At 71.7% G+C, this 23,174-nt stretch carries 19 protein-coding genes; 8 read left to right on the forward strand and 11 right to left on the reverse strand.

What is annotated here, in order from left to right; all coding sequences use genetic code 11:
- The first annotated feature begins 3 nt into the window (after positions 1-3).
- A complete protein-coding gene (locus FBY40_RS12750) occupies positions 4-1,266 on the forward strand; it encodes an MFS transporter (RefSeq protein ID WP_141939193.1) in 1,263 nt (420 codons plus the stop codon).
- A gap of 6 nt (positions 1,267-1,272) precedes the next feature.
- Here the strand turns inward: FBY40_RS12750 and FBY40_RS12755 are convergent, their stop codons facing one another.
- From FBY40_RS12755 to rsmI, 4 genes are read right to left on the reverse strand one after another with little or no spacing between them, the layout of a single operon-like run.
- Positions 1,273-1,779, reverse strand: coding sequence for an NUDIX hydrolase (locus FBY40_RS12755; protein ID WP_141939194.1), 507 nt, complete (start codon positions 1,777-1,779; stop codon positions 1,273-1,275).
- Between the two features lie 6 nt (positions 1,780-1,785).
- Complete coding sequence (locus FBY40_RS12760) at positions 1,786-2,670, reverse strand: TatD family hydrolase (RefSeq protein WP_141939195.1); 885 nt, start codon at positions 2,668-2,670, stop codon at positions 1,786-1,788.
- Positions 2,667-4,271 (reverse strand): methionine--tRNA ligase, encoded by a 1,605-nt coding sequence (metG, locus tag FBY40_RS12765; RefSeq protein WP_141939196.1) that lies wholly within the window; start codon positions 4,269-4,271, stop codon positions 2,667-2,669. The genes FBY40_RS12760 and metG overlap by 4 nt, the downstream gene beginning before the upstream one ends.
- 9 nt (positions 4,272-4,280) lie before the next feature.
- On the reverse strand, positions 4,281-5,126 hold the full coding sequence (gene rsmI / locus FBY40_RS12770) for a 16S rRNA (cytidine(1402)-2'-O)-methyltransferase (protein ID WP_141939197.1): 846 nt from the start codon (positions 5,124-5,126) through the stop codon (positions 4,281-4,283).
- A 39-nt stretch (positions 5,127-5,165) separates the two neighbouring features.
- On the opposite strand from rsmI, the gene FBY40_RS12775 reads away from it, so the two are divergent.
- Positions 5,166-6,689 (forward strand): dolichyl-phosphate-mannose--protein mannosyltransferase, encoded by a 1,524-nt coding sequence (locus tag FBY40_RS12775; RefSeq protein WP_235014869.1) that lies wholly within the window; start codon positions 5,166-5,168, stop codon positions 6,687-6,689.
- 24 nt (positions 6,690-6,713) lie between these two features.
- Here FBY40_RS12775 and hemL read toward each other — a convergent pair whose 3' ends face one another.
- The 6 genes from hemL to hemE are packed head-to-tail and all read right to left on the reverse strand — an operon-like array spanning position 6,714 to position 13,019.
- The gene (gene hemL, locus FBY40_RS12780) at positions 6,714-8,063 is read right to left on the reverse strand and encodes a glutamate-1-semialdehyde 2,1-aminomutase (RefSeq protein ID WP_141939198.1); all 1,350 of its coding nucleotides are present in this window, start codon (positions 8,061-8,063) and stop codon (positions 6,714-6,716) included.
- The gene (gene hemB / locus FBY40_RS12785; RefSeq protein WP_141939199.1) at positions 8,060-9,052 is read right to left on the reverse strand and encodes a porphobilinogen synthase; all 993 of its coding nucleotides are present in this window, start codon (positions 9,050-9,052) and stop codon (positions 8,060-8,062) included. The genes hemL and hemB overlap by 4 nt, the downstream gene beginning before the upstream one ends.
- The gene (hemC, locus tag FBY40_RS12790; protein WP_141939200.1) at positions 9,049-9,972 is read right to left on the reverse strand and encodes a hydroxymethylbilane synthase; all 924 of its coding nucleotides are present in this window, start codon (positions 9,970-9,972) and stop codon (positions 9,049-9,051) included. The genes hemB and hemC overlap by 4 nt, the downstream gene beginning before the upstream one ends.
- Positions 9,969-10,652 carry a hydrogen peroxide-dependent heme synthase gene (gene hemQ / locus FBY40_RS12795; RefSeq protein WP_141939201.1) on the reverse strand — a complete coding sequence of 228 codons (684 nt, stop codon included), beginning with the start codon at positions 10,650-10,652 and terminating at the stop codon, positions 9,969-9,971. The genes hemC and hemQ overlap by 4 nt, the downstream gene beginning before the upstream one ends.
- On the reverse strand, positions 10,649-11,944 hold the full coding sequence (locus tag FBY40_RS12800; protein ID WP_141939202.1) for a protoporphyrinogen/coproporphyrinogen oxidase: 1,296 nt from the start codon (positions 11,942-11,944) through the stop codon (positions 10,649-10,651). The genes hemQ and FBY40_RS12800 overlap by 4 nt, the downstream gene beginning before the upstream one ends.
- On the reverse strand, positions 11,934-13,019 hold the full coding sequence (hemE, locus tag FBY40_RS12805) for a uroporphyrinogen decarboxylase (protein ID WP_200830066.1): 1,086 nt from the start codon (positions 13,017-13,019) through the stop codon (positions 11,934-11,936). The genes FBY40_RS12800 and hemE overlap by 11 nt, the downstream gene beginning before the upstream one ends.
- A 47-nt stretch (positions 13,020-13,066) precedes the next feature.
- Between hemE and FBY40_RS12810 the strand changes: the two genes are divergently transcribed.
- On the forward strand, positions 13,067-14,305 hold the full coding sequence (locus tag FBY40_RS12810; RefSeq protein WP_141939204.1) for a glutamyl-tRNA reductase: 1,239 nt from the start codon (positions 13,067-13,069) through the stop codon (positions 14,303-14,305).
- Positions 14,306-14,321: 16 nt separating this feature from the next.
- On the opposite strand, the gene FBY40_RS12815 is transcribed toward FBY40_RS12810, so the two are convergent.
- A complete protein-coding gene (locus FBY40_RS12815) occupies positions 14,322-15,155 on the reverse strand; it encodes an aldo/keto reductase (RefSeq protein WP_141939205.1) in 834 nt (277 codons plus the stop codon).
- A gap of 98 nt (positions 15,156-15,253) precedes the next feature.
- Between FBY40_RS12815 and hrpA the strand changes: the two genes are divergently transcribed.
- Genes hrpA through FBY40_RS12840 form a run of 5 tightly spaced genes read left to right on the forward strand, consistent with a single transcriptional unit; the run spans position 15,254 to position 23,171 of the window.
- Positions 15,254-19,111, forward strand: a complete 3,858-nt coding sequence (hrpA, locus tag FBY40_RS12820) for an ATP-dependent RNA helicase HrpA (protein WP_141939206.1) — start codon at positions 15,254-15,256, stop codon at positions 19,109-19,111.
- Between the two features lie 29 nt (positions 19,112-19,140).
- Positions 19,141-20,079, forward strand: a complete 939-nt coding sequence (locus FBY40_RS12825) for a quinone oxidoreductase family protein (protein ID WP_141939207.1) — start codon at positions 19,141-19,143, stop codon at positions 20,077-20,079.
- Between the two features lie 31 nt (positions 20,080-20,110).
- Positions 20,111-21,094, forward strand: coding sequence for a Gfo/Idh/MocA family protein (locus tag FBY40_RS12830; protein ID WP_141939208.1), 984 nt, complete (start codon positions 20,111-20,113; stop codon positions 21,092-21,094).
- Positions 21,094-21,951, forward strand: coding sequence for an NYN domain-containing protein (locus tag FBY40_RS12835; RefSeq protein WP_141939209.1), 858 nt, complete (start codon positions 21,094-21,096; stop codon positions 21,949-21,951). Before FBY40_RS12830 ends, FBY40_RS12835 begins: the two co-directional genes overlap by 1 nt.
- Positions 21,952-21,968: 17 nt before the next feature.
- Entirely contained in the window at positions 21,969-23,171 is a 1,203-nt protein-coding gene (locus tag FBY40_RS12840) for an ROK family transcriptional regulator (protein ID WP_235014872.1), read from the forward strand.
- Positions 23,172-23,174: the final 3 nt, after the last annotated feature.

A 23,174-nucleotide genomic window follows, 5' to 3' on the forward strand; every position in this document is an offset into this window, starting at 1 on the left:
CGGATGCCCTCCCTCGGCGACTTCGTCGCACCGCGTCGCCTCGGGCGAGACTTCCGGTGGCTGCTGGCGTCGTCGTGGACGAGCAACCTCGGCGACGGCATCGCGCTGGCCGCCGCTCCCCTGCTCATCGCGTCGCTGACGTCGTCTCCGATCCTCGTCGCCGCCGGCGCCATGATGCAGTTCCTTCCGTGGCTGCTGTTCGGCCTGCTCGCGGGGGCGGTGGCCGACCACCACGACCGGCGCCGTCTGGTGATGCTCGCCAACGCCCTGCGCGCCCTCGTGATCCTCGGGCTCGTCGTGTTCCTCCTCACCGGACAGGCGACCGTGTGGCTGGTGCTGGTGACGTCCTTCCTCTACGGCACCGCCGAGGTGTTCGCCGACACGGCCGGGAGCACGCTTCTGCCGATGCTCGTCCGTCCGGCCGATCTCGGCATCGGGAACGCGCGGATGCAGGCCGGCTTCCTCGTCGGCAATCAGCTGGCGGGACCGCCGCTGGGCGCCTTCCTCTTCGCCGCCGGATCGTTCCTTCCGTTCCTGCTGCAGGTGTTCTGCGTCAGCCTGGCGATCCTGCTCATCTCGCGGATCGCGCGCACCCCCGTGCCCGATTCCGGTGAGGCCGAGCGCGAATCGAAGATCCGCGCCATCCGGGAGGGCCTCGGCTGGCTCCGCCACAATGCGCCGGTGCGGACGCTCGTGGTCATCATCCTCGTCTTCAACGTCACGTGGGCAGCACCCTGGGGGGTGCTCGTGCTGTACGCCACCGAGTACCTGGGCATGGGGCCGGTCGGATACGGGGCGCTGACGACGGCCTCGGCCCTCGGCGGGATCATCGCGATCTTCAGCTTCGGCTTCCTGGAGAGGAAGGTCCCCTTCGCCACACTCATGCGCGTGGTCCTCACCTGCGAGGTCCTCATGCATCTCGCTTTCGCGCTGACCACGGTGCCGGCCGTCGCGTTCGTGCTCATGTTCGGCTTCGGACTCTACGCCTTCGTCTGGGGGACGATCTCCACCACCGTGCGCCAGCGCCTCGTGCCGATGCCGCTCCAGGGGCGGATCGCCTCGGTGAACATGGTCGGGGTGTTCGGCGGACTGGTGATCGGCCAGTTCCTCGGCGGCGTGATCGCGCAGATCTGGGGTCCGACCGGGCCCTGGTGGTTCGCGTTCGCGGGTTCGGCGATCACCCTCGCGCTGGTGTGGCGGCCGATCTCCCACATCGCCGCCGCCCCTCCTGCGCGCGACGGCGGCCCCGCGGCATCCGCGGTCTGAGCACCGTCAGTTCGCGATCCGCGTCCGGAGCGTCTCGCCGAGTTCGCGCAGGCGTCGCACCCACGGGCCGGCCATCTCGCCCGCATCGGTCCGGGCGAAGACCGCGTCGAGGTGCGCCCACTCGGTCTCGACGACCTCGGCAGGGTCTGGATCCACCTCCGGATCGATGACGCGCGCGACGTAGAGGTCGAAGAGGGCCTGCTCCTCCCGAACGCGACCCACGAGTTCGAGAGACGCGGGGTCGACGACGACGCCCGTCTCCTCGGCGAGTTCGCGGACCGCCGCCTCCCGGCTCGTCTCGCCGACCAGCGCGCTGCCGGCCGGGAACTCCCACGCGAGCGGCCAGTCCTTGACCGCGGCGCGGCGCGAGGTCAGCACCCGCCCGTCCCGCCGGACGACGCACACCGACACGACGAGGTGGAACGACCCCTCGGGAAGGGTCGGATCATCCCGGCGGTGCGTCCGCCCGAGCGGCCGCCCGGTCTCATCGATGAGGTCCCACACCTCGCTCATCGACGCTCAATCCGTGAACGGGCCGTAGACGGCGAGGGTATTCTGGGCGACCTGAGCGCACAGCTCGTCGACGTCGACCTCGAGTTCGGCCGCGAGGAATCGCACGGTCACCGGAATGAGGTAGGGCGCGTTGGGTCGTCCGCGGTGCGGCGTCGGGGTGAGGAAGGGAGCGTCGGTCTCGACCAGCACCCGCTCCCGCGGCGTCACTTTCAGGGCGTCGCGCAGGTTCTGCGCGTTCTTGAACGTGACGTTGCCCGCGAACGACAGGTAGTACCCCTCGTCGGCGCAGCGGCGCGCCATCTCGGCGTCGCCCGAGAAGCAGTGGAACACCGTCCTGTCGGGCGCACCCACCCGGCCGAGCGTCTCCAGGACGGCCTCATGCGCCTCACGGTCGTGGATCTGCATCGCGATCCCGTGCTTCTTGGCCAGAGAGATGTGCGCCTCGAAGGAGGTGTGCTGCGCGGCGAGACCCTCTTCGCCGGTGCGGAAGAAGTCCAGGCCCGTCTCGCCGATCGCGCGGACACGGGGTTCGGCGGCCAGCGCGTCGATCACGCCGATGGCCTCGTCGAGTCGTCCGGCCTCGGCGTAGGCCGGTGCTTCGTTCGGGTGGATGGCGACCGCGGCGAGGACGTCGGGATGGGATGCCGCGGCAGCGGCCGACCAGCGGCTGGAATCGATGTCGCCCCCGGCCTGCACCACCCCGATGACGCCGACGGCCCGGGCACGGGCGAGCTGGGAATCCAGGTCGAGCGGCTCGTCACCGTCGACGATCTCCAGGTGCGCGTGATTGTCGTACACGGGCACGCGCAGCGGCTCGGGCGCGGCGGGCCAGCGTACGTCCCGCGATCCGTCGTTGTGGCGCTCGCGGATGTATCCGCTCGGGTCGGTCACGCCTTCGCCGCTCCGGGCTTGCCGTCTCCCGGCTGCTCGACCCGCGGGAAGAGGGGCGAGAGGGCGTTGACGCTCGTGCCCGGGCGGAGCTGCCCCCAGCGCCCCGCGTCGCGGAGCGGCTGATCCTGCAGGCGGCCCAGCGACTCGGCAGCCCCCAGACCCACCCAGAGCTTCTCGGTGGCGATGGGCATGATCGGCGACAGCAGAACGGCAAGGGCGCGAAGACCCTCGGCGGCGGTGTACAGCACCGTGTCGAGACGGCCGCGAGATCCGTCGTCCTTCGCGAGCACCCAGGGCTCGTTCTCGGTGATGTAGAGGTTCAGCGCATCCACGATCGTCCAGATCGCGGCGATCGCCTCGTCGAGCCGGAACCGCTCGATCGCGGCATCCGCCCGCTCCGTCGCCGCCGCGACCGTGTCGCGGATGATCCGGTCGCCGTCGGTCTCCTCCCCCGCGGGCGGCACGATGCCCTCCCGGTAGCGGGCGATCATCGCCGTGGTGCGCGAGGCGAGGTTCCCGAAGCCGTTGGCGAGCTCCGCCTGGTAGCGGGCCGAGAGGTCCTCCCACGAGAACGAGCCGTCCTGGCCGAAGGCGATCGCCGAGAGGAAGTAGAACCGGTACGCGTCCGACCCGAAGACGTCGGTGATCTCGGCGGGCGCGATCCCCGTGAGCTTCGACTTCGACATCTTCTCGCCGCCGACCAGCAGCCAGCCGTGGGCGAAGACGCCGCGGGGCACCTCGACCCCGGCCGCCATCAGCATGGCGGGCCAGATGACGGCGTGGAAGCGCAGGATGTCCTTGCCCACGACGTGGTAGGCCGGCCAGCGCCGGGCGAACTCCTCCGGATCGGAGCCGAAGCCGACGGCGGTGGCGTAGTTGAGCAGCGCGTCGACCCACACGTAGATGACATGGGTCTCGTCCCACGGCACCTTGATGCCCCAGTCGAACGTCGACCGCGAGATCGACAGGTCCTTCAGCCCCTGCTTGACGAACGAGATGACTTCGTTGCGCGCCGACTCGGGCCGGATGAAGTCGGGGGTGTCGGCGTAGAGCTTCAGCAGCGGCTCGGTGAACTCGCTGAGCTTGAAGAAGTAGTTCTTCTCCTGCAGGAGCTCGAGCGGCTTGGAGTGGATCGCGCACACCTTCAAGCCCTCGAACGCGCCGGTGCCGTCGACGATCTCGGACTCGGTCTTGAACTCCTCGCAGCCCACGCAGTACAGCGCCTCGAACTCGCCGGCGTAGATGTACCCGCGGTCGTAGATCGCCTGAACGAACTGGCGCACCCGCTCCTCGTGCCGGGGCTGGGTGGTGCGGATGAAGTCGTCGTTGGCGACATCCAGGGTCTTCAGCAGCGGGAACCACGACTCCGCCACCAGCCGATCCACCCACTCCTGCGGGGTCGCCCCGTTGGCGGCGGCCGCCCGCAGCATCTTCTGCCCGTGCTCGTCGGTGCCGGTCAGCATCCACGTGTCGTCACCGGCCTGCCGATGCCAGCGCGCCAGCGCGTCCACGGCGACGGTGGTGTAGCCGTGGCCGATGTGGGGCACGTCGCTCGGGTAGTAGATCGGCGTCGTGATGTAGAAGGATCGGCCGGAAGTCACCCGAGAATTCTAGGTGGACCGGCTGACGCCGGCCGCCGTGTGACGTGCCGCCAGCGCCGCTTCGTAGAGATCTCTGCGCGACAGGCCCGTCTGGCCGGCCACGTCGGCCGCGGCATCCTTCAACCTCATCCCCCCCGCGACGAGGTCCGCCACCTCGGCGACACCATCGGCGAGCGACACCCCGCGACGCTCGGCGCCGGCCACCACCACGACGATCTCGCCGCGCACTCCGTCGCCGGCCCACTCGGCCAGCTCGCCCAGCGGGCCCCGTCGGATCTCCTCGTGGAGTTTCGTGAGTTCTCGGCAGACCGCCGCGGGCCGTTCGGGGCCGAAGGCGCGGGCGAGGGCGGCGAGGGTCTCGGCGATGCGCGACGGAGCCTCGAAGAACACCATGGTGCGGCGCTCCGTCGACAGCTCCGCCAAGAGCGCGTCGCGTTCGCCGGCCTTGCGGGGTGGGAACCCCTCGAAGGTGAAGCGGTCGGTCGGCAGCCCCGAGGCGGCGAGCGCGGTCAGCACCGCGCTCGGACCCGGGATCACCGTGACGGCGACCCCCTCGACGGCTGCGCGCGCGACGACGGAGAACCCGGGATCGCTCACCGTCGGCATTCCGGCATCGCTGAGGAGGAGGACATCGTGCTCGCGGGCGAGCTCGACGATCTCCGCCGCTTTGCCCTTCTCGTTGTGATCGTGCAGGGCGATCAGTCGCGGGCGGTTCTCGACCCCGAGGGCGGCGAGCAGCCGCTGGGTCGTGCGGGTGTCCTCCGCCGCGATGACGGGAGCGTCCGCCAGCGCGCGGCGGAGGCGGTCCGACGCATCGCCGAGGTTGCCGATCGGTGTGGCCGCGAGGATCAGCATGCCGTCAGCTTAGGCGGCTGCGCCTTTAGGCTGGTCGACGTGACCGCCCCCGCCCCCACGTTGATCCGGCCGTCGGCGTGGGACCGGTGGCAGCAGCGGATCTCCGGCGACGAGCGGCTCGACCGCCGGTGGACGGTCCTCGCCGCGGTCGCCGTGACTCTCCTCGCCGCCGTCCTGCGGTTCTGGAACCTCGGCCACCCGCAGGCGCTGGTCTTCGACGAGACGTACTACGTCAAGGACGCCTGGACGCAGTGGGTGCTGGGGTATGCCGCGGACTGGCCGGAAGGCGACGACACGAACGATCGGTTCGTCGCCGGAGAGACAGGCATCTTCCTCTCCGAGAAGCCCGCCTTCGTCGTGCACCCACCGCTCGGCAAGCTCCTCATCGGCGCCGGGATGGCGCTCTTCGGCGCCGACTCGTCGTTCGGATGGCGCGTGGCCACGGCGCTGGCCGGCACCGCCCTGGTGCTCGTGCTGTTCCTCCTGGCCCGCACGCTCACCGAATCCACCGTGTTCGCCACCGTCGCGGGGCTGCTGCTGGCCGTCGACGGCCTGGCCATCGTGATGAGCCGGGTGGCACTGCTCGACATCTTCTTGGCGCTGTTCGTGCTGGTGGCCTTCTGGTTCCTCGCCCTCGACCGACGGCGCCTCCCCGACCGTCTTGCCGCGGCGCTCGCCGCGCGACCTCCCGACGGCGAGGGCGGGTATCGATTCGGACCCGTGCTGTGGGATCGACCGTGGCTCGTGGCCGCCGGGGTCGCCGCCGGGGCGGCCAGCGGGGTGAAGTGGTCGGGGCTCTACGCCCTGGCGGGGATCGGCATCTACGCCGTCGTCACCGACCTCCTCCAGCGCCGGCGCGCGGGCATCCGGCTCTGGGCCGTCGACGGCGTCCTCCGTCAGGGTCCGGTCTCGTTCCTCCTGCTCGTCCCGGTCGCACTGCTGATCTACCTCGCGTCATGGTGGGGCTGGCTCGCCACCACCGGGGGTTATGGCCGTCAGCGAGCCGCGACCGCGCTGGAGAGCCTCTGGATCTACCACCAGGACATCTACACGTTCCACGTCGGCCTGGACACGGATCACGCCTACGAGAGCCCTGCCTGGCAGTGGCCGCTGCTGCTGCGCCCGACCTCGATGTACTACGACCAGACCGACGCGGGCGTGCAGAACATCTACTCGATGCCGAACCCGCTCATCTGGTGGGCGGGGGTCGCGGCGGTGGTCTACCTCGCGTACCGGTTCTTCCGTGATCGCGACTGGCGTCACGCGCTGGTCCTCACCGGCGTCGCGGTGACGTACCTGCCCTGGCTGCTGTATCCCGAGCGCACGGTGTTCCAGTTCTACACCGTGGCGATCCTGCCCTTCACGGTGCTGGCCCTCACCTTCGCCCTTCGCGACATCACGCGATCCCCCGACCCGCAGCGCCGCCTCCCCGGCCGGGTGGCCGTGCTCGCGTTCCTCGGGATCGTCCTGCTGGTGTCGGCGTTCTGGTACCCGATCCTCACCGCCACGACCGTGCCCTACGACTTCTGGCGGGGGCACAACTGGCTTCCCGGCTGGGTCTGAGGAAGCCTCCCCGAGCCCGACGCGTCAGACCGCGTCGGGAGGAGTGGCGGATGCCGCAGCGGCCGCCGCCTGGGGAAGCGCGGCGAGGATCTTCTCCAGCGCCTCGTCGTCGTGGGCGGCCGTGAGGAACCACGCCTCGAACACGCTGGGCGGGAGGGAGACCCCCGCCTCGAGCATCGCGTGGAAGAAGGCGCGGTAGCGCCATCCCTCCTGCGCCCGGGCGTCGTCGTAGTCGCGCACCGGCCGGTCGCGGAAGGCGATCGAGAAAAGGCTCCCGGCGTGGGTAATGACGTGGGCGACCCCGGCGGCGTCGAGGGCCTCGCCGGCCGCGCGGGAGACCACGCCGGCGGCACGATCGACGTGGGCGTACACCGCGTCGTCGGCCAGTCGGAGCGTCGCCAGCCCCGCGGCCACGGCCAGCGGGTTCCCGCTGAGCGTGCCCGCCTGGTACACCGGGCCGAGCGGAGCGAGCAGTTCCATCAGGTCTCTGCGTCCGCCGATCCCGGCCAGCGGCATCCCGCCGCCGATGACCTTGCCGAAGGTGACGAGGTCGGGGGTCCACGAGGCCCCGGCGCGGTGCTCGAGCCCCCACCAGCCGGCCGGGTCGACCCGGAAGCCGGTGAGCACTTCGTCGGAGATCAGCAGCGCGCCGTGGGCGTGCGCGGTGTCGGCGAGGAAGGCGTTGAAGCCGTCCTCGGGCAGCAGGATCCCGGCGTTGGCGCCGGCAGCCTCGGTGATGACGGCGGCGATGCGGTCGCCGTGGAGCGCGAACGCCTCCTCGATCGCCGCCCGATCGTTGTAGGGCAGCACGAGGGTGAGCGCAGCGATGACGGCCGGGACGCCCGCCGAACCGGGGAGGCCGAGGGTCGCCACCCCCGACCCCGACTCGGCGAGGAGGCCGTCGGAGTGACCGTGGTAGTGGCCGGCGAACTTCACGATGAGGTCGCGCTGGGTGGCGCCGCGGGCGATGCGGATCGCGGTCATCGTCGCCTCGGTGCCGGTGGACACCAGGCGCAGCCGCTCGATCTCCGACGACTCCCCGACCCGGAGACGTCCGATCACCGCCTCGGCCAGAAGGGTCTCACCGGGGGTCGAGGCGCCGAAGGACAGTCCGCGGGCGGCCGCCTCCTGCACCGCGGACACGACACCCGGGTGGGCGTGCCCGAGGAGGGCGGGGCCCCACGACGCGACGAGGTCGACGTACTCGCGGCCCGAGACATCGCGGACGTACGCACCGCGAGCACCCACGATCGACAGCGGCGTGCCGCCGACGGAGCCGAAGGCACGCACCGGGGAGTTCACACCGCCGGGGATGACCGCGCGGGCCCGGGCGGCGGCCTCGACGTTGTCGGTCGGAATGAGGGTCATGCTCATCGTGCCCACCTTTCTGCGGCCTCCACAGCCCAGTACGTCAGCACCGCGTCGGCTCCCGCGCGGACGATGCTCTGCAGCGACTCGTCGATGGCGCGATCCCGATCGATCCACCCGTGAGCCGCGGCGGCCTCGATCATGGCGTATTCGCCGCTGACCTGGTACGCCCAGACGGGAACCGGAGAGGATGCCGCGGCATCGGCCAGCACATCCAGGTACGACATCGCGGGCTTGACCATCACGATGTCCGCGCCTTCGGCGACATCCAAGGCCACCTCGAGGGCCCCCTCGCGCCGGTTGCCCGGGTCGAGCTGATAGGTGCGCCGGTCTCCCTGGAGGGAGGACTGGACGGCCTCGCGGAACGGGCCGTAGAACGCGGAGGCGTACTTGGCCGCGTACGCCAGGAGCGCGACGTGCGCGTACCCCGCCTCGTCGAGTGCCGACCGGATGACCGCGACCTGGCCGTCCATCATCCCGGAGAGACCGAGGAGCTCCGACCCGGCGGCAGCCTGAGCGAGGGCCATGTCGCGGTACCGCTCGAGGGTGGCGTCGTTGTCGACACGGCCCCGCTCGTCGAGCACCCCGCAGTGACCGTGGTCGGTGAATTCGTCGAGACACAGGTCGGTCTGCACGACGAGATCGGAGCCGACTTCCTCAGCGGCGATGCGCGTCGCGACGTTGAGGATCCCGTCGGGATCGGTCGCGCCGGAGCCCTCGGCGTCCTTGTGCTCGGGCACACCGAAGAGCATGACGCCGCCGATGCCGGCGCCCGCGGCGCGCTGCAGCTCTCCGCGGAGCGACTCGAGGGAGTGCTGCTGCACGCCTGGCATCGATCCGATCGGGAGGGGCGCGTCGGCGTTCTCGCGGACGAACATCGGCAGGACGAGCTGCGCGGGGTGCACCCGGGTCTCAGCGACCAGCCGTCGCCAGGCGGTGCTCTGCCGCAGGCGCCGGGGGCGGGTGGTCGGGAAGGGCGGAGGGGCGGGGGTCATGCGTGATCCTCTCGGGCGCCGGGGCCGACCGGCGCGAGATCGGCGGCCCCCTGGGCCAGGAGCTCGTCGGCGACTCTGACGGCCAGCTCCGCGGCGACGTCCGGGTCGTCGGCGTCGGCGGCGTGGGCGCTGGTGAGCTGTGCCGTGCCGTCGGGGCGGTAGATCCGCGCCGTGAGGAACATCAGTCCGTCGTCGAAGAAGGCGTGGGCCCCGATCGGCGCGGCGCAGCCCGCTTCCAGGCGAGCGAGCACGCCGCGTTCGGCGTCGACGGCCATCCGCGTCGGGCGATGGTCCAGCCGCGACACGCGGTGCTCCTCCCCCGCACGGGTCTCGACGGCGAGCGCTCCCTGGGCGGGAGCGGTGGGCCAGCGCTCCAGGGGCAGGAACTCCGTCGCCGCGTCGGAGCGATCGATGCGGGCGAGCCCCGCGGCGGCGAGCAGGATCGCGTCGAGACGCCGCTCGGGGTCTTCCGCTCCCACGCGGGAGAGCCGCGTGTCGATGTTGCCGCGGATGTCGACCAGGTCGAGGTCGGGGCGCCGGGCCGCGAGCTGCGCGCGACGGCGGGGCGAGCCGGTGCCGACACGTGCACCCTCGGGCAGGGTGTCGAGGGTGAGTCCGTCGCGTGCGCACAGCGCGTCGCGCGCATCGGCCCGTGTCGGCACCGCGCCGATCGCGAGCCCTTCCTCGGGAGCGGTGGGGAGGTCTTTGTAGGAGTGCACGACGACGTCGACCTCACCTGCACGCAGAGCCGCGCGCAGCGCGGTGGCGAACACCCCGGCACCGCCGAGCGACGCAAGCGGCGCGCTCGAGCGGTCGCCGTCGGAGACGATCGGCACCAGTTCCGCGCCGAGGGCGGCGGCGACGGTGCCGGCCTGCGCCATCGCCAGCGCGCTCGCGCGGGTTCCCAGGCGCAGGGTCATCGCACCACGTCGGCGATCTCGGCGGGCTGGATCAGGCGTCCGGTGAAGAACGGCACCTCTTCGCGCACGTGGCGCCGTGCTTCGGTGGCGCGCAGGTAGCGCATGAGGTCGACGAGGTCGATGACGTCGTCGGCCTCGAGCGCCAGCAGCCATTCGTAGTCGCCGAGGGCGAAGCTCGCGACGGTGTTGCTCTGCACCTGCGGATAGTCGCGGCCCATCCGGCCGTGCTCGCCGAGCATCGCCCCTCGCTCGGCGGCGGGGAGGAGGTACCACTCGTAGCTGCGCACGAACGGGTACACCGTCAGCCACTGCTTGGGCGCGAGGCCCCGGGCGAAGGCGGGGCTGTGGTCGCGGCTGAACTCCGCATCGCGGTGCACACCGAGGGCGTTCCAGGTGGGGGCGAGCGTCGCGAGTTCGCGCGTGCGTCGAAGGTCGCGCAGCACCGCCTGCAGATGCTCGGCGGTGTGGCCGACGAGCCAGAGCAGGATGTCGGCGTCGGCCCGCAGCCCCGAGACGTCGTAGACGCCGCGGAGAGTGTCACCGGCGCCGGCGGCCGCGTCGACAATGGAGGGCAGTCCCTCCGGCGCGGGCGTTCCGGGCGCGCGCCGCAGCACCGCCCAGAGGGCGTAGTGCCGGTCGTTCGGTGTCTCGGACGAAGCGGAGGGGGCGGTATCGGTCACTCCTCCATCCTCTCCCGTTCGCCGGACGGGTGGCCACTGGCCCTCTCGACGGTGAGAGATGTGGCCAGCGCTTCGGCCTGACGGACGACGGCGGCGAGCCCGGTGCCCGCCACCTCCTCGCCGACGGCGAGGACGGGGTCGCCCGAGCCCGCGCGGCCCCAGCGATCCCAGGTGCGCACGGTGTGGTCGAGGAGCAGGTCGACGGGTGCACCGAGCAGGGTCTCGGCGTCGCGGACGGCCACGTCGGCGGCATCCGCGACGGCGGAGCCGTCGTACGACAGCCGCACCGCCTCACGCTCGCCGAGGGCTTCTCGGATCCACGGCCACTTCGCCGTGAGGTGGGTGAGAGCACGCGCACGCACGCTCTGGGCGGCGGGGCCCACGAGCACTCCGGTTCCCCGCGGGGCGCCACGCCACGCGGGCGCTTCGACGACGAGGGTGACCACGGTGATCCGCCGGGTGGGGTCGGGTGCCCGCCGCGGCCGGGCGAGGACCGGGATGCCGCGCAGACGGCGTCCGTCGACCTCGATGCCGTCTTCGGCGACAGCGGTCACCGGGGCACCGGTGGTGAGCTCGGCGCCGTGCGCGGCGGCATCGGCCACGAGGGCGTCGACGAGGCGGAACACTCCCCCGCGCACCCCGGCGACCTGACTTCCGGCGGGCGACGTGGACCGGATGGACGTGATGGCGGCGGCGAGAGAACCGGTGCGACGGAACTCCTCGCGCAGGCGCGGCGATGCGCTGTCGAGGGGCAGGGCGTCGGGGGTGGTCGAATGGACACCCCGTACGACCGGAGCGACGAGGGCGTCGACGACACGGTCCCCCATGCGGGCGCGCACGAGTGCGCCCAGCGTCTTGGCTGTCGCTCCCTCATCGGGCGGGAGGGTCGCGTCCTGGCGGGCGCGGGCGAGGCCATCCGTGCCGAGCGCCGGGAGCAGGGACTCGTCGAGGACCGTGGGGATCCCGAGGAGCCCGGCCGCCGGGAGCGGGAAGGCGCGGTCGCTGCGCTCCTGCACCCAGGCGGGTGAGCCCGCCGCCGGCGCGACGATGTCGTCGGCGAACCCGAGTTCACCCAGCAGCGCCAGCACGGTTCCCGGCCCGTCGCCGCCGCGGGTGGCGAACGACTCAGCCCCGGCGTCGAGGGCCACGCCCGCGACATCCTGCCGGGTCACCTGCCCACCGAAGACGCCCTCTGCCTCGAAGAGCCGCACCCGGTGCCCGGCGAGCGCGGCCCGCCGTGCGAAGACCAGGCCCGCGAGACCGCCGCCGGCGACGAGGAGGTCAGCGGTCATGGACGAAGGCGACGATGCGCGTGAGGGCGTCGGGGTCGGTCTCGGGAGGAACGCCGTGCCCGAGGTTCAGGATGTGGGCGGGCGCCGTGGAGCCCGCTTCGATGACCTCCTCGACGTGGCGCTCGAGCAGTCGCCACGGGGCGTTCAGCAGCGCGGGGTCGATGTTCCCCTGCAGCGGCACGCGCCCGTCGAGACGGCGGTTGGCCTCATCCAGCGGGAGGCGCCAGTCGACCCCGACCACATCGGCTCCGATGCCCGGCAGCAGGTCGAGGACGTCTCCGAGGCCGAGACCGAAGTGGATGCGCGACACGTCCGTGCCCCGCAGCGCATCGAACGCGCGACGCGAGTGCGGCGCCACCCGTTTGTGATAGTCGGCGCGGGAGAGGGACCCCGCCCAGGAGTCGAACAGCTGTGCGACGCTCGCTCCCGACTCGACCTGGGCGCGCAGGAACGCGCCGGTGATGTCGGCGCACCAGTTGAGCAGGGCCGCCCAGGCGTGCGGATCGGTGCGCATGAGGGCGCGGGTGCGCAGCTGCTCCTTGGAGGGACCGCCCTCGACGAGGTAGCTGGCGAGCGTGTAGGGCGCTCCCCCGAACCCCACGAGGGGGGTCGAGCCGAGCTCGGCGACGACGATCGCGACGGCCTCGCGGATCGGGGCCAGCGCCTCGGGGTCCATCGGGCGCAGACGCAGGATGTCGGCGGAGGAGCGCACGGGCTGATCGATGACCGGTCCGCGACCGGGAACGATCGTCACGTCGATCCCGGCGAGGAGCACGGGTACGACGATGTCGCTGAAGAAGACCGCCGCGTCCACGCCGTGGCGCCGCACCGGCTGCAGCGTGATCTCGGCAGCCAGGTCCGGGGTGAGGCACGCGTCGAGCATCTCCGTGCCGGCTCGCGACGCACGGTACTCCGGAAGAGACCTCCCCGCCTGCCGCATGAACCACACCGGGGGGCGCTCGGGGCGGTCCCCCCGGGCGGCACGCACCAGCGGACTGTCCGTGGTCCGCCCGTCGACCAGGGGGTGCGCGGCGGGAAGGAAGGGCGTGGATTCGGGGGATGACACGCCCTCCAGGCTAGACGCGCGCGGCCCCGGGCTCGACGGTTGGGTAGACTTGTCCGGTGCTGTTCTGTGTGACGGCGAATCATCGCAATACGGATTTCGAGGTGCTGGGTCGCATCTCGGCCGTCGCCGAATCCACCGGACGAGCGCTCGTCTCCGAGCACGACTTCGTCCGCGGCGCGGTGGTGCTGTCCACCTGCAACCGCTTCGAGGCGTACCTCGAGGTCGACGAACCGCTCACCGGCGGCGCGGTGGTCGCCCGGGAAGCGGTGCTCGAGGCTCTCGGAGACGCGGCCGGCGACGACGCGCACGCGCTGCGCGAATCCGCCGTGTCGCTCTGCGGCGACGATGTCGTGCGTCACCTCTTCGCGGTCAGTTCGGGCCTGGAGTCCATGGTCGTCGGCGAAGAGGAGATCAGCGGGCAGGTGCAGCGGGCACTGGTCCAGGCCCGCACCGACGGCACGACCAGCACGCAGCTCGAGCAGGTCTTCCAGCGCGCCACCCACGCCACCCGTGAGATGCGGGCCAAGGCCGATGTCGGCGCCGGCCGTCGCTCGCTCGCCCGCCTCGCCCTCGACCTCGTCGACACCCGCGTGACCGACTGGGGCAGCGTCCCGGTCCTCCTCGTCGGCACGGGCAGCTACGCGGCGACCACGATCGCCGCCCTGCGCGCCCGCGGCGCGCGCGACATCGGCGTGTACTCCGCCACCGGCCGTGCCGCACGCTTCGCCGCGCGGTACGGCGTCCGGCCCGAGGCCGACCTGTCCCGCGCGATCGCGCACGCCGAGATCGTCATCACCTGCACCGCCCGCTACGTCGTCACCCCCGACGACATCCCCGACACCGCTCGGCGCATCGTCATCGACCTGGGACTCCCGCGGAACGTCTCTCCCGAGGTGGGCGATCTTCCCGGCGTCGAGCTGCTCGACCTCGAGCTCCTCGGCCGGCACGCCGCACTCCCCGAGCTCGGCCCGGGTGCCCACGAGCTGGTCGGCACCGCCGCGGCGACCTTCACGGCAGAGCGGGCCGCCGCCCCGGCGATCGTCGCGGTGCGCCGCCACATCCAGGACGCCCTCGACGACGAACTGTCGCGGCTGCCCGAAGACGCGGAGCAGGCTCGCGCGGCCCTCCGCCATCTCGCCGGGGTCCTCTCTCACCGTCCGTCGGTGCGCGCTCGCGAAGCGGCCGCAGCGGGCGAGCTGGAGGAGTTCGAGCGCGCGCTGGATCTGGTCTTCGGCATCGCGGTCGACCACGGCGCGGCAGAAGCCGGCGGCGCGGCTACGCCGGCCGCCGGCTGACTGACGACGCTCCGGGTCAGTCGACCTCGTCGATGCTGCCGCCCACGCGTCCTTCGTCCGCGCGATCGAGCGCGTCGATCGACGCCATCTGGTCGGTGGTCAGCTCGAAGTCGAACAGGTCGAAGTTCTCCTCCAGGCGCGAGCGGCGCACCGACTTCGGGAAGACGATGAAGCCGTGCTGGATGTGCCAGCGCAGCACCGTCTGCGCGGGCGTCTTGCCGTGCGCGGCGGCGGCGTCGGCGACGGCCGGCAGCTCGAACAGGTCGTACTTGCCCTGCCCCAGCGGGCCCCACGACTCGATGCGGACGTCGTGCTCGGCGGCCCATCCGGTGATGTCGCGCCGCTGGTAGGCCGGATGCAGCTCGATCTGGTTGATCGCCGGGGTCACACCGGTCGCCGCGATGACCTCCTCGAGGTGGCTGACGTGGAAGTTCGACACACCGATCGAGCGGGCCCTGCCGGCGTCACGGATCGCGACGAGCTTCTCCCACGCGTTGACGTAGGTGCCGCGCTTGGGCGCAGGCCAGTGGATGAGGTAGAGGTCGACCTGCTCGAGGCCGAGCTTCGACAGGCTCTCGTCGATCGCCGCGTGCGGCTCGTCGCCGCCCTGTCGGTCGTTCCAGAGCTTCGTGGTGATGAAGAGCTCGTCACGCGGGATGCCCGACTTCGCGATGGCGGCGCCGACGCCCTCTTCGTTGCGATAGATCGCCGCGGTGTCGATGTGGCGGTACCCGATCTCGAGGGCCTCGCTCACCGCCCGCTCGGTGTCCTCCGGCGGAACCAGGAAGACGCCGTAGCCGAGCTGGGGGATCTCGTGTCCATCGTTGAGTTTCACAGTGGGGATGGTCATTCCCTCAGCCTAGGATCCCCACCCCCGCCGCGGTCGCGTGTTGCGCCATCCGGCACCACCCGCTACCCGGTTCGCTCGCGGTCGTACGATGGAGGGCTATGCCCACGACCGTCCCGGTGATCACCTACCCGCCCGAGCTGCCCGTCAGCGCGGCTCGGGACGAGATCGCCGCCGCCATCCGCGACCACCAGGTGGTGATCGTCGCCGGGGCGACCGGGTCGGGCAAGACCACGCAGCTGCCGAAGATCTGCCTCGAGCTCGGGCGGGAGCGCATCGCGCACACCCAACCCCGCCGCATCGCGGCGCGCTCGATCGCCGAGCGCATCGCCGAGGAGCTCGAGGTGCCTCTCGGGGGCACGGTCGGGTACAAGGTCCGCTTCACCGACCAGGTCTCCGACGACACCCGCGTCGCGCTCATGACCGACGGGATCCTCCTCAACGAGATCCACCGCGACCGGCTCCTGCGCCGCTACGACACGATCATCGTGGACGAGGCACACGAGCGGTCGCTGAACGTCGACTTCCTGATCGGCTACCTCACCCGCATCCTGCCCCGGCGTCCCGACCTCAAGGTCATCATCACCTCGGCGACGATCGACCCGCAGAGCTTCGCGGCCCACTTCGCCGATCGGTCGGGCACCCCGGCCCCGATCATCGAGGTCTCGGGTCGCACCTATCCGGTGGAGATCCGCTACCGCCCGCAGACGGAGGCGGCCGACGACGACATCGACGGCCTGCTCGCGGCGCTGCGCGAACTCGATCGCGAACAGGCGGGCGACGTCCTGGTCTTCCTGCCCGGAGAAGCTGAGATCCGGGACGCGATGGATGCCGTTCGCGGCATGTACGCCAAGGACGCCGCGCCGACCGAGGTCCTCCCCCTCTACGGTCGACTCACCTCGGCCGAACAGCATCGGGTGTTCGAGCGGTCGACGACGGCAGGGCTCCGCCGCCGCGTCATCCTCGCGACCAACGTCGCCGAGACGAGTCTGACCGTCCCCGGTATCCGGTATGTGGTCGACACCGGCACAGCGCGCATCTCGCGGTACAGCAACCGCAGCAAGATCCAGCGCCTCCCCATCGAGCCGGTCTCGCAGGCCTCCGCGCAGCAGCGCGCCGGCCGCGCGGGCCGTACGGCACCCGGCATCGCGATCCGCCTCTACGGCGAAGACGACTTCACCGCGCGCCCGGAGTTCACCGAGCCCGAGATCCTCCGCACGAGCCTCGCCTCCGTTCTCCTGCAGATGCTCAGCCTCGGCTTCGGCGACGTGGCATCCTTCCCCTTCCTCACCCGACCCGACTCGCGGGGGGTCAAGGCGGCGCTGGACCTGCTCACCGAGCTCGGCGCGGTGCACGCCGGCGAGCGGGGTCCGCGCCTCACCGAGGTCGGACGGCGGATCGCGCGACTGCCCATCGACCCGCGTTTCGCGCGCATGCTGATCGAGGCCGAGCGCACGAAGGTGCTCGGACCGGTGCTGGCGATCGTCGCCGGCCTCTCCATCCAGGACGTGCGCGAGCGGCCGGAGGAGCGTCGTGAGGAGGCCGACCGCCTCCATGCCCGGTTCACCGATCCGACCAGCGACTTCCTGACCCTTCTGAATCTGTGGAACCACCTCCGCGAGCAGCAGGCGGAGCTCGGCTCGAGCGCATTCCGGCGCCTCTGCCGCAGCGAGCATCTGAACTACGTCCGCGTGCGGGAATGGTTCGACGTGCACCGGCAGCTGGGTGCGCTGCTGGGCGTGAAGAGAGCGGATGCCACGGCCACGGCCGATCCCGATGACATCCACCGCGCGATCCTCGCGGGCCTGCTCTCGCAGATCGGCGTGCTCGATGAGCGGACCGCGACCCGCACCGGTGACCGCAACCGCGATCGCAAACGCCCGGAGCAGGGGCGCGCGGAGTATCGCGGCGCGCGGGGCGCCCGTTTCGCGATGTTCCCCGGCTCGGGGCTGCGCAAGCGTCGTCCTGCGGCCGTCATGGCCGCAGAACTCGTCGAGACCTCGCGCCTGTTCGCACGCACCGTGGCCGAGATCGACCCGGCCTGGGCGGAGGCCCTCGCCGGCGACCTCGCCCATCGCAGCGTCAGCGAGCCCCACTGGTCCAAGAGCGCCGGCGCCGCGTCGGCGTACGAGAAGATCACGCTGTTCGGGGTGGAGATCATCCCGCGGCGACGGGTGCAGCTCGCCCGGTTCGACCGTCCCCTCGCCCGCGAGCTGTTCCTCCGCCACGCGCTCGTGGAGGGCGATGTCGATCTGTCGCATCTCGACAAGAGGTTGAGCGCCTTCGAGCGCCGCAACGCCGACCTTCGGCGGCGCCTGGAGAAGCTCGAGGAGCGCGAGCGCCGACGCGACATCCTCGCCGGCGACGAGGCCGTGTTCGCCTTCTACGACGCGCGCCTCCCCGTCGACGTCTTCGACGTGCGCTCGTTCGAGCGCTGGTGGAAGGACACCTCGGCCCGCACCCCGCGCCTTCTCGACATGACCGAGGCCGATCTCCTCGACGACGCCACGCGCGCCGACGAGCGGGACTTCCCCACCCGGTGGCGGCAGGGCGACCAGGTGCTCTCCCTCGCCTACCGGTTCGAGCCCGGGGCTCCCGACGACGGCGTCACCGTCGTCATCCCGCTGCCGCTTCTGGCACAGCTGCGACCCGACGGTTTCGACTGGCAGGTCCCGGGGCTTCGCCCGGAGCTCATCGCCGCGCTCATCCGCTCCCTCCCCAAGGCCATCCGCCGCCATGTCGTCCCCGCCGCCGACTGGGCGGCGCGCCTGGGTGACGAACTCGACGGCCAGGGCCCTGAGTCCTCCGACGGGCTGCCGGCGACCACACTCGTGGCCGGGCTCGCGCGACTGATCCAGCGCGCGGCGAGCCAGCCCGTCACGACCTCGGACTTCGACCTCGAGCGCATCCCGGGCCACCTCCGGATGTCGTTCCGTGCCGTCGACGACCGCGGGCGGGCGCTCGGCAGCGACCGTGACCTCGAAGCGCTCCAGGACCGCCTGCGCGGACGCGCCCGCTCCTCGGTCGCCCGCACCCTGGAGCGTCCGACCGATCGAGTGGCCGTGGCGACGGCACCGGCAAACGCCACCCCCGCTGAGCGCACCGGCGTCACCGCGTGGAACTTCGGCGACCTCGCCTCGGTCGTCGACACCCGCGTCGCCGGCGGGGTGGTGCGCGGCTACCCTGCCCTGGTCGACGAGCGGGACAGCGTGGCGCTGCGGATCGAGTCCACTCCGGATGCCGCCGCCACGGCCTTGCGCGCAGGCGTGCGTCGTCTGCTGCTCCTCGCGGTGCCCTCGCCCGCGGCGTACATCCTCGATCACCTCACCGCGGCCGAGAAGCTCGCGCTCGCCGCAAGCCCCTACCCTTCCGCCCGGGCACTCATCGAGGATGCGCGCTCCACGCTCGCCGATGCGGTTCTGGGCAGGGTGGCGGGCGCGGAGCCGGTGCGGACGGCCGCGGTCTTCGACCGTGCCCGCGAGGAGTTCTCGCGGGCGAACGTCGACGAGCTGTTCGCCCTGGTCTCGCTGGCCGCGAAGATCCTCACCGCGGCTCGCGACGTCGAGCGGGCGGTGCGCGGCGTGACGTCGATGGCCCTCCTCGGCGCGCTCGGTGACATCAAGGCGCAGCTCGCGGGCCTCGTCTTCCCGGGGTTCCTTTCGCGCACAGGCGCAGCACGGCTGACGCACCTGCCCCGCTATCTCCGCGCCGCCGCCGAGCGGGCGCACGCCCTCGTCGACAACCCCGGCCGCGACCGTCAGCGCATGACGGAATTCGAACGGGCCGCCGCGGTGTTCGCCGAGGCGGGCGGGATCATCCCCCTGCCTGTGGCGGCGCCGCCTGCGCTCGTGCGCGCACGGTGGCTGCTCGAGGAGTATCGCGTGAGTCTCTTCGCCCAGCCTCTCGGCACCGCCGAGCCGGTCTCGCTGCAGCGGATCCAGAAGGCGCTGCGGGAATAGCATCCACGCACCGGGGCGTTCCTCGGGGTATGACCCAGGCGATCGTGTACTCCTCGCTCGGCGGTCCCGAGGTGCTGTCCCTCGTGGACCTCCCCCACCCCGTCGCCGGCGACGGCGAGGTCGTCGTGCGCCTGGAGGCGGTGGGCGTCAATCCGATCGACCACAAGCTGCGCTCGGGCCTCCGACCCTCGGCGCCGATCGCCGAGCCCCGGCGCATCGGGACCGACGGCGCCGGAGTGATCACGGCCGTCGGCCCCGACGTGGACGGCTTCCGCGTGGGCGACCCTGTCGTCGTGTTCGGCGCGACGGGGGCCTATGCCACCGACATCGCCGTCCCCGTCCGGTCGGCGCAGCCCCGGCCGGCATCCGTGACGGCCGCCGAGGGCGCGGCCCTGGGCATCCCCGTGGCGACGGCGTATCAAGCGCTGCGCTCGCTCGGTGTCCGCGACGGCGACACCCTTCTCGTCCATGCGGGATCCGGCGCCGTCGGTCAAGCGGCCATTCAGCTCGCGACCCTGTGGGGCGCGCGGGTCATCGCCACCTCCTCGCCGGAGCGCTTCGATCGCGTCCACGATCTGGGGGCTGAGCCGATCGCCTACGGCGAGGGCCTCACCGACCGCGTCCGTGCGGCCGCCCCCGAGGGCATCACCGTCGCCCTCGACGCAGCGGGCACCGACGAGGCGATCGAGACCTCGCTCGCCCTCGCGCCCGCGGCGCGCATCGCCACACTCGTCCGGGGTGGCGATGCCGCCGGCTACGGCATCCGGGCCTTCTCCGGCGGCGCGCCCTCCCCGCTCACCGCGCAGCAGCGGGCATGGCGCGCCGAGGCGATACCGGTGACGCTCGCGCTCCTGGCCGCCGGAGCCTTCTCCGTCGAGCTCGGACCCTCCTTCGCACTCGGGGACGCCGCTGCCGCCCACCGCGCCGTCGAGCAGGGCGCCGCGGGCAAGGTCATCCTGCTTCCGTGACGCCACCGCCCACCCCGGTACGCTCGAACCCATGACTGGACTTCGCTGGGGCATCCTCGCCACGGGCGGCATCGCACACGCCTTCGCCACCGATCTGCGCACCGCCGAGCGGGACATCGTCGCCGTCGGCTCCCGGCGTGAGGAGGCATCACGGTCGTTCGCCGCCGAGTTCGGCATCCCTCACGCGCACTCCTCCTACGAAGCGCTCGTGGCAGACCCCGAGGTCGACATCCTCTACATCGCCACCCCCCACCCCTTCCACGCCGAGAACGCGATCCTCGCGCTCGAGCACGGCAAGCACGTCCTGGTCGAGAAGCCCTTCACGTTGAACGCCGCCGAGGCCGCGTCCATCCGCGACGCGGCCCGCGCGAACGGGCTTCTGGCGATGGAGGCGATGTGGACGCGGTACCTCCCGCACATGATCCGCATCCGCGAGATCCTCGCCGCCGGCACGCTGGGCGAGATCCGCGCCGTCTTCGCCGACCACACCCAGAAGATCACCGACGACCCCTCGCACCGGCTGAACGCTCTCGACCTGGGTGGCGGCGCGCTGCTCGACCTCGGCATCTACCCGATCTCGTTCTTCTGGGACATCCTCGGCGCGCCTGTCTCGGTCACCGCACGGGCGCGACTGGCCGACACCGGCGCCGACGCCGACGTGTCGACGATCTTCACCCATGCCTCCGGCGCCATCTCCACCTCGGTCACCTCGTCACGTTCGGCCGGACCCAACACCGCCCACATCATCGGGACCGAGGCTCGCATCGACATCGATCGCACCTGGTACACCCCCACGAGTTTCCGCGTCATCGGGCCCGATGGCACCGTGATCGAGGACTACGTCAGCGACATCGCCGGCCGCGGGATGCAGTTCCAGGCGCTGGCGGCCGAGGAGATCATCGCCCGCGGCGAGACCGACAGCCCCCTGCTCGGGATCGACGAGACCGTGGCGATCATGGGCACCCTCGACGACATCCGCACCCAGATCGGCGTGCGCTACCCCGGGGAGAAGTGATGGCCGATCAGAACGGCCGCGTGGCGGTCTATCTCGACTTCGACAACATCGTCATGTCCTGGTACGACCGGGTGCACGGGCGGAACTCCTATGCCCGTGACCGTCAACGCATCGTCGCCGGCGACGGCGACGCCGAGATCACCGAGCGCCTGGCCGCGGCCATGATCGACGTCGGCGCCATCATCGACTACGCGGCGACCTTCGGGACCCTCGTTCTCACGCGCGCCTACGCCGACTGGTCGTCTCCGGTCAACGCGGTGTACCGCTCCCAGCTCGTCGCCCGCGCCGTCGACCTCGTTCAGCTCTTCCCGGCGGCGGCGTACGCCAAGAACGGCGCCGACATCCGTCTGGCCGTCGACGCGGTCGAAGACATGTTCCGCCTCGACGACCTCACCCACGTCGTCATCGTGGCGGGCGACTCCGACTACGTCCCGCTGGCTCAGCGATGCAAGCGACTCGGACGCTTCGTGGTCGGCATCGGGGTGGCCGGTTCCACCGCCAAGTCCCTCGCCGCCGCGTGCGACCAATTCCACGCCTACGACGCCCTCCCCGGCATCCCCGCCCCGGCGGTCACCGAGAAGCCGGAAGCCGCACGCAGCCGGTCGCGCAAGAAGACCGTCGACCCCGGTGCCGAGCTCCTTCAGCGCGCGCTGCGGCTGGAGAGCGACCGCGAGGGCGAGGACTGGCAGCACGCGTCGGCGGTGAAGAGCCTCATCAAGCGTCTGGACCCGTCCTTCAGCGAGAAGGCCTACGGATTCCGCAGCTTCTCGGAGTTCGTCAAGGCCCACGCCGACGTCGCCGAGGTCGACGAGTCGGGCCACATCGTGCTCGTCCGCCTCGCGGGCGAGAAGACCTGACCCGCTACAGTGTGGATGTGATCCGCCGAGAGACGCCGCCGGGCTCGCAGTCATCACTGCGTGAAGCCAATCGCGCGCGCCTGCTCGAGACGCTGAAGCGGCACGGGCGGATGACGCAGGTCGAACTGGCCGGCATCACCGGGCTGTCACCGGCGACGGTGTCGAACATCGTCAAGGAGCTCGTCGCGTCCGGGGTGCTGCACACCTCGATCACCTCGCGCAGCGGCCGCCGGGCGACCCTGGTCTCCCTCGCCCGCCAGTTGGGGCTGGTCGCCGGAGCGCACTTCAGCTCGCGTCAGCTGCACATCGCCATCTCGGATGTCACCCGCACCGTCGTGAGCCAGAGCTCGCTCCCCCTTCCCCTCGACCACCGGCACGATGCCGAGCTCGACCGTCTCGCGCTGCTCCTGGGCGACATGATGGATTCCCTCGGCGGCGCCGTCGACGATCTGCTCGCCGTGGGGCTCGCGCTTCCCGCCCCGATCGACCCGCGGACCGGCATGGTGAGCGCCGCCGGAATCCTCCGCGGCTGGGAGAACGTCGACATCGCGACATCCCTCACCGCCCGCATCCAGCGTCCGGTCCTCGTCGACAGCGAGGCCAACCTGGGGGCACTCGCCGAGGCCCGCGAAGGCGTGTCGAGGGACGTCGCGTCGTCGGTGTACCTCCGAGTGGGCCACACGATCAGCGCGGGGATGGTCGTCGGCGGCGAGCTCTTCCGCGGTGTCAACGGCAAGGCCGGCCAGATCGGCCATGTCACGATCGACGAGAACGGGCCGATCTGCCGGTGCAGCAACCGGGGATGTCTGGAGACCTACGCCGGCGGTCCCGCCCTTCTCTCCCTCTTCCCGCCCGGGGAGGGGATGCGACGTCTCAGCGACCTCATCCAGGCCGCCGAATCCGGCGACGGGAGCGCACGACGGGTGATCGCCGACGCCGGACGGCACATCGGCATCGCTGCGGCGAGCCTGTGCAATCTGCTTGACCCCGGACTGATCGTGGTCGGCGGCGAACTCGCCGAGGCCGGCGAGATCCTCATGGCACCGATGCGCCACTCGCTGGAGCGCACGGCGCTGGCCGCGGGCAACGGCCTGCCCGAGATCGTCGCGAGCTCGTTCGGAGAATGGACCGAGACCCGCGGAGCCATCGCGGCCGCGCTCGACGCCGTCGCCTTCGATCATGTCGCGGTCGACAGCGGAGTCGATCGCGCCACCGCGTGAGCG

It is taken from the genome of Microbacterium sp. SLBN-154 (assembly GCF_006715565.1).
Lineage (GTDB): Bacteria > Actinomycetota > Actinomycetes > Actinomycetales > Microbacteriaceae > Microbacterium.